Source organism: Photobacterium proteolyticum, from assembly GCF_001939735.1.
Classification (GTDB): Bacteria; Pseudomonadota; Gammaproteobacteria; order Enterobacterales; family Vibrionaceae; genus Photobacterium; species Photobacterium proteolyticum.
Map to the genome: position 1 here is coordinate 40,694 of NZ_MJIL01000086.1, position 6,470 is coordinate 47,163.

Here is a 6,470-nt window from a genome sequence, read left to right on the forward strand (position 1 = left end):
AGCTGTCAGGTATAGCGGATGCTGTTGACGAACCATTCTTTCTTGCCGGCCGGGGTGTTGACCTCGAACTCGTCGTCGACCTCTTTTTTCAGCAGCGCCCTCGCCATCGGCGAGTCGATGGAGATATAGTCATTGCGGCCATAGATTTCATCCGGTCCGACAATGCGGAAGGTTTTGGTTTCGCCGTCATCGTTCTCGATCTCGACCCAGGCACCGAAAAAGACTTTGCCGTCCTGCTGCGGGGAATAGTCAACGACCTGGACGATTTCCAGCCGTTTGCGCAGAAAGCGTACCCGGCGATCAATTTCCCGCAGGCGCTTCTTGTTGTACTGGTAGTCAGCGTTTTCGCTGCGATCGCCCAGGCTGGCAGCCCAGGTGACTTTCTTGGTCACTTCCGGCCGTTCTTCCTTCCACAGGAAGTCTAATTCCTCTCTGAGCTTGGTATACCCCTCGCGCGTAATCAGGTTGGTTTTCATGGTGTGGATCCGAATCTGGTTGTAGGCTGGATAAATCTTCTAACGCTTTGACGGTGAGGTCAATCTCCGCACTCGAATTGCGACTGTTTCATCACCCTTCGATTTTTTCTGGAAAGCGGCGAAATAAGCTGGAAAAGAAAGAAGAAAAGGCGAGAGATATTGAAATCCTCTCGCCTTTGGTTGGTAGGGTAACAGTCGACCAGATAAACGTTAGTATTTAAATTTGTTCAGCTTATCTTCCACGTCGCTGGTTTGTGTCAGCATCCCCTTTGCCTCCTGGCTGGAAGTTTCCGCGCTCTGGGCGGCCTTGCCGGTGATATCTGTGATCGCACTGATATTACGGTTGATATCCTCCGTGACCTGATGCTGCTCCTCAGCCGCGGTGGCGATCTGGCAGACCATCTCCTGCATGGTCGAGGTGGTTGCCATCAACGCCTCAAGCTCCATGACCGCGGTGCGACTGCTTTCGATGCTGTTGCGGCTATAGGTCTGGCCGTTGGAAATCGCTTCAACGGTCAGCTGTATCTGGCTCTGGAAGCGGTCGATCATCTGCTGGATTTCTTCCGTCGAGTTCTGCGTCTTGGAAGCCAACTGGCGAACCTCATCGGCAACAACGGCAAACCCGCGGCCGTGCTCGCCGGCACGGGCGGCTTCTATCGCGGCATTTAACGCCAGCAAGTTGGTCTGATCGGAAATGCTGCGAATTACCTCGAGAATGCTGCTGATCTGGTGGCTCTGGGTCTCCAGCTCAACAATGGTCTCCGTGGAGCGCTCCATCTCCTCTCCGAGCTGGCTGATCATGCTGGCACTGTCATTGACCACGTCGCTACAGCGTGTGATCGCCTGGTTGGCTTCTTCCACCGAGCTGGCCGTATTGGCCACATTGTTGGCGACCTCGCTGGCAGTACAGGCCATTTCATTGATGGCGGTGGCGACTTGTTCCAACTCCTGGCGTTGTTGTTGCACGCCCTGGTGCGAGGTTTCGGCGATACCGGCCGAGCGGTTGGCAGACAACTTGAGGTTTTCTACCGAGCCGGCAATATCGCGGATCATCCCCTGGAGCGAAGCCATAAGGGTGTTAAGCCCATGCATCAGCGAACCGGTTTCGTCTTTTCTGGTGACATTCAGGCGATAGGTTAGATCGCCGCCGGCCTGACCGAGCTGGCGGACGATATCCACCACTTGCTGAATCGGGGTGGAAATCCGCTTGGCCATCACATATAGCATTCCAAGGGCAAAGAGGGAGATCACTACGCCTGCAATCAGCTGACTGTTGAGGAAGTCTCCGAACGAGCTGTTCAGCTCGCGCTGCAGGGCATTGATATCCGCTAGCAGCTCAGCCTTGGGGACCGAGATCCACAGCATCCACGGTGTATCAGTATTGCCGACCCGGATTGGTGTCACCAGGCTGGAGAATTCCTCTGTCGAGTTCCAGATTTGCTTGCCGGCCTGGAACTGGGCTTTGCGCTGGTTCCAGTCAGACAGTACCTCGCCGAGCGGGGAGACGGGGTTGGTATCCCCGGCGACCACCCCGCGGTAGGTGATAATACTGACATGGGAGTTCGGACCGAACTTATCGCGCTGAAGCTTGAGTGCCAGCTCGTTGATAAAGTTGACCGACAAGTCTATGCCGAGCATACCAATAGTACGGCCGTTAGCCTTGATCGGGGTGACCAGGTTGGCCATTAGCACCTGCTTGCCCTGCACATCATAGGCCCAGGGGTCGATCAGACAGCTGCGCCCGGTTTCCAGCGGACAGAGATACCACTCGCTGACGCGGGTACCTGTTTTGGTCTGGTCCTGAATATAAAAGCGATCGGAATCTACCGCCGAGGGCTTGAGCTGGTTATCGCTGCCGCGGGTCCAGTAGACGTTGAACTGGCCCTTGCCGTCGATGGACTCATAGGTCGAATCTTTGCCGTCCCAGGCGTCGGGTTCGAAAGCGATATAGGCACCCAGGAACTTCTGGTTACCGGCCAGCAGATCACGGACCATCAGCGAGAGGTCTTCGCGACTCAGTCTGTTTGGCTTGTCAGTCGCCCCTGCCATACCCGAGACGACACTGGCCATGGCTTCTGCCGAGTTCATGGCGACCGAGAGCTGGTTTTGGATCTGCTCGGAGTGAAATTTGCTGGTTTCCTCCAGCAGTTCGGTCAGCGTGCTGTCGGCAAAGTTATAGGTTTTGCTGTGCACCATGTCCTCTAGATGGCCGGAGTATTTCAGTCCGACCAGGAGTACCGCGACGAGCGAGAAAAACAGGCAGCTGGCTGCGCCGAGTATGATCTGATGACGTATAGAATTGAGTGAAATCATAATGCTATTCCGGCTTTGACGAGGTTGGCGGCATCCTTGGCGATCACTTTATGCATTGCTGTGGTCGGGTGCAGGCCGTCCCAGTACAGGTTGTTGTTCGGCTTGGCAATGACCTTGCCACTGGCGTAGCTGTAGGCTTCACCGGTGACATCGGTGATGGTGACAGCCAGGTTGGCATCATGGTACTGGCCGTTTTGTTTTACCTCGTTGATCACCTTGTCAAACGCGGCAAAGGCGTCGAAGTGGAAAATCTTGATGTCCGGATGGGTTGACGCCAGTTTTTCCAGACCGGCTTTGAGTGCCTGGTTGTGCTGGCCGATAAACTGGTTGGCTTTGTTTTGCTGGCCGGCAAACCATGGCGCATCGACAAAGTTGGGAATGTTTGCCGCGAGGATTTGCGTGGCCCCTGCGTCAATCAGGGATTCGATATCTTTCAGGGCAAGGGCGGCGGCCTTGTCACCGCTCTGGCCGAGATCGCCAAACAGGGTGAACCATAAGTTGTTGGTGCCGCTCATATAGCTTACCAGCTCACTGCCGCTGAACTGCCCTTTGTTGTGAATGCGTTGCTGAATTTGCAGGCCGCTGTTTGACAGCACGTCAAGGCCGGAGTTGGCGGTGAAGCCGTTGGCGGCATCAATATCGAGGAAGCGGCCCGGTCCGGACATGGCTCCACCGGTTGCCCAGTTGGTCCCGGCCAGCGGCTGATCCTGGTATTGGTAGCGGACTTGTTTGCCGTCCGAGCCGGTTAATACCAGAGTGCTTTCAATGCGGCCGTGGGCGCGTGTCGGGGCCGGCATATCGAGAAAGGTCGCCAGGTATTCGGTCCAGACCGGTCCGTTGCTGAATCGGCCGTTGACGTTGGGTTCCAATGCCCGGATACCGATATTACCGGAGGTCGCCTGGTTCATATCGACAGTGATAAGGTGCTTGTTGCCCATATCGGACAGGCTGTCCCCGAAGTTTGAGATCGCATTAAAATCCGCGGCGTGCAGGCTCAAAGGTAAAAGAGTAAGAAGAGCAGGTACTGTAAACTTGTTCATATTGTACTTATCTGTTTGTTTGACGTAGTGGAGGAAGCATTGTTGTTATGTCGGACGGGCATGTTTTCACCCGGATGCAGATAAAAACTATTGCACTGCATGTTTTATCTGTTCGTATTTGCTCAGTGCAAATAGTTGATTTGGTCGGATTATATGGAAAGGTTTTCTATTATCAAATTTATCAATGGGTAAGGATAAATATTCCTGACTTATGAGTTAACTTTGACTCGTTATGGTGTGGATGGTGTTATTGGCGGTGGAAATTAGATCGAATTCGCATCTTTCCGCCGGGATGGTGAACACACGACATACTCTGTAACAATTTGGGGTATGATTTAGCAGCACTGTTCAGCGTCTATCAGCTGTTGTCGAGTAAGATATGAAGAGATTTCGATATATTGTCGATGCAGGTAAGGTGAGATATGCAGGAAAATTTCAAGATTCTGGTTGTTGATGATGATATGCGCCTTCGCGCACTGTTGGAGCGTTACTTGTCGGAGCAGGGCTTCCAGGTCAGAAGCGTGGCCAACGGTGAGCAGATGGACCGCTTGTTATCACGTGAAACTTTTCATCTGATGGTGCTTGATTTGATGCTGCCGGGTGAAGACGGCCTGTCGATTTGCCGTCGGTTGCGTAATGCCAACAACATGCTGCCAATCCTGATGTTGACCGCCAAAGGTGATGAAGTTGACCGTATTGTCGGCCTCGAGGTCGGGGCGGATGATTATTTGCCAAAACCGTTTAACCCGCGTGAGCTGCTGGCCCGGATCCGTGCTGTGTTGCGTCGCCAGACCATAGAAGCACCCGGGGCGCCGAGTGTTGACAGTAAAATCATTGAGTTTGGTGAGTTCCGGTTAAACCTGGGTACCCGTGAGATGTTCCGCGGCGAAGAGTCGATGCCGCTAACGTCCGGTGAATTTGCGGTGCTCAAGGCGCTGGTCACCAATGCGCGTGAGCCGATGTCCCGCGACAAGCTGATGAATATGGCCCGTGGCCGAGAGTACTCGGCGATGGAGCGTTCGATTGATGTACAGATTTCCCGTTTGCGTCGGATGATAGAGGAAGATCCGAGCCGGCCACGCTATATCCAGACCGTGTGGGGGCTAGGGTACGTCTTTGTTCCTGACGGTAGCGAGGCCTAAGTGAGGCAATAATGATGCGGATGTCACCGCGCAGTACATTTACCCGTACACTGATTCTTCTGGCTGGGTTGCTGATTGCCAGCCAGATTTTTTCTTATCTGGCTGTCCTGAATTATGCGCTGCTGCCCAGCTTGCAGCAGTTCAACCGTATTCTGGCCTATGAAGTGCGGCTGATGCTGCGTGAGGATGTCGAGCTGGCCGACGGCCAGACCTTCCACCTTGATCCCCCTGTCCGCCGACAGTTGCTCGAGCAGCTTGGGGTGACACTGCATCTCGAAGACAGCCCCGATCTGAGCGAATATGAACAGGCGACCCGTATCGAGTACCTCAGTGAAGAGATGACCCGTGAGCTCGGTGCACCCACCGAAGTCCGGTTGGTGTTGGGCACCGACAGTTATGTGCTGTGGATGCGGTGCGATGCGATGCCGGGTTACTTTATGCGGATCCCGTTGTCGGAGTTGCAGGAGGAGGATTTCTCGCCTCTGTTTCATTACAGCCTGATCATCGCCTTTATGGTGATCGCCGGTGGCTGGCTCTTCATCCGGATCCAGAACCGGCCCTTGGTTGCGCTGGAGCAGGCAGCCCTGCAGGTGGCCCGCGGTGAAACGCCGCCACACCTGCCGGAAAGAGGGGCATCGGAAATTCGTGCGGTAACCAAGTCGTTTAACCGGATGTCCGAGGGGATCAAGCAGCTGGAAGATGACCGGGCACTGTTGCTGGCCGGGGTCAGCCATGATTTGCGCACCCCGCTGACCCGGATCCGTCTGGCGACAGAAATGATGTCGCCGGAAGATGGTTATCTGGCCGAGAGCATGATTAAGGATACCGAGGAGTGTAACGAGATCATCAGTCAGTTCATGGATTACCTGAAGTCGACCAAGAAGCTGGAGGAAGAGGATCTGGATTTGAACCTCTTGCTGCAGGAAGTGGCCGAGGCGGAAGGGGGCTATGAGCGTGATATTGAGTTCGAGCAGGGTGATATTCCCGGTATCGTGCGTGCCAATGCCGTGGCAATCAAACGCTCGATGGCCAACCTGGTTGTCAATGCGATCCGCTACGGTAACGGTTGGGTCAAGCTTTCCAGTGGGGTAACCGCTGATCGCAAAACGGCCTGGTTCTGTGTCGAGGATGACGGCCCCGGTATCGAGCCGGATCAGGTTGCCAAGATGTTCCAGCCTCTGACCCGGGGTGACACAGCTCGGGGCAGTGAAGCCGAGGGGACTGGACTGGGTCTGGCTATCGTGCAGCGGATCATCGATCAGCATGAAGGGGCGATTATGGTGACCAACCGCAGTGCCGGAGGCTTGAAAGTACAGGTTAGCCTGCCGCTGGTGATCAGCAAAAAATAGCTAAACCGGAATTTATCCTGAAAAAGCAAACGTCAAAATCAAAGCGAGAGCCAAGAGGCTCTCGCTTTTTATTGTGCGCCGAGCATGGCGTTGTTCTAGGAGGTGAAAGTCCTCTACGGGCTCAGTCGAGCGAGAACCGTTAGCCTATGC

At 54.6% G+C, this 6,470-nt stretch carries 5 protein-coding genes; 2 read left to right on the forward strand and 3 right to left on the reverse strand.

The annotated features are described in order from the left end of the window. Window positions 1–5: 5 nt before the first annotated feature. From greB to BIT28_RS18180, 3 genes are all read right to left on the reverse strand, one after another. Window positions 6–476 carry a transcription elongation factor GreB gene (greB, locus tag BIT28_RS18170; RefSeq protein ID WP_075766343.1) on the reverse strand — a complete coding sequence of 157 codons (471 nt, stop codon included), beginning with the start codon at window positions 474–476 and terminating at the stop codon, window positions 6–8. A gap of 210 nt (window positions 477–686) precedes the next feature. Beyond that, window positions 687–2,789, reverse strand: a complete 2,103-nt coding sequence (locus tag BIT28_RS18175; protein ID WP_075766345.1) for a methyl-accepting chemotaxis protein — start codon at window positions 2,787–2,789, stop codon at window positions 687–689. Then, window positions 2,786–3,829, reverse strand: coding sequence for an SGNH/GDSL hydrolase family protein (locus BIT28_RS18180; protein WP_075766347.1), 1,044 nt, complete (start codon window positions 3,827–3,829; stop codon window positions 2,786–2,788). The genes BIT28_RS18175 and BIT28_RS18180 overlap by 4 nt, the downstream gene beginning before the upstream one ends. Before the next feature lie 422 nt (window positions 3,830–4,251). Between BIT28_RS18180 and ompR the strand changes: the two genes are divergently transcribed. Together ompR and envZ are read left to right on the forward strand one after the other, a co-directional pair. Beyond that, on the forward strand, window positions 4,252–4,971 hold the full coding sequence (ompR, locus tag BIT28_RS18185; protein ID WP_075766349.1) for an osmolarity response regulator transcription factor OmpR: 720 nt from the start codon (window positions 4,252–4,254) through the stop codon (window positions 4,969–4,971). 14 nt (window positions 4,972–4,985) lie between these two features. Continuing rightward, window positions 4,986–6,320 carry a two-component system sensor histidine kinase EnvZ gene (envZ, locus tag BIT28_RS18190; RefSeq protein ID WP_075766351.1) on the forward strand — a complete coding sequence of 445 codons (1,335 nt, stop codon included), beginning with the start codon at window positions 4,986–4,988 and terminating at the stop codon, window positions 6,318–6,320. Window positions 6,321–6,470: the final 150 nt, after the last annotated feature.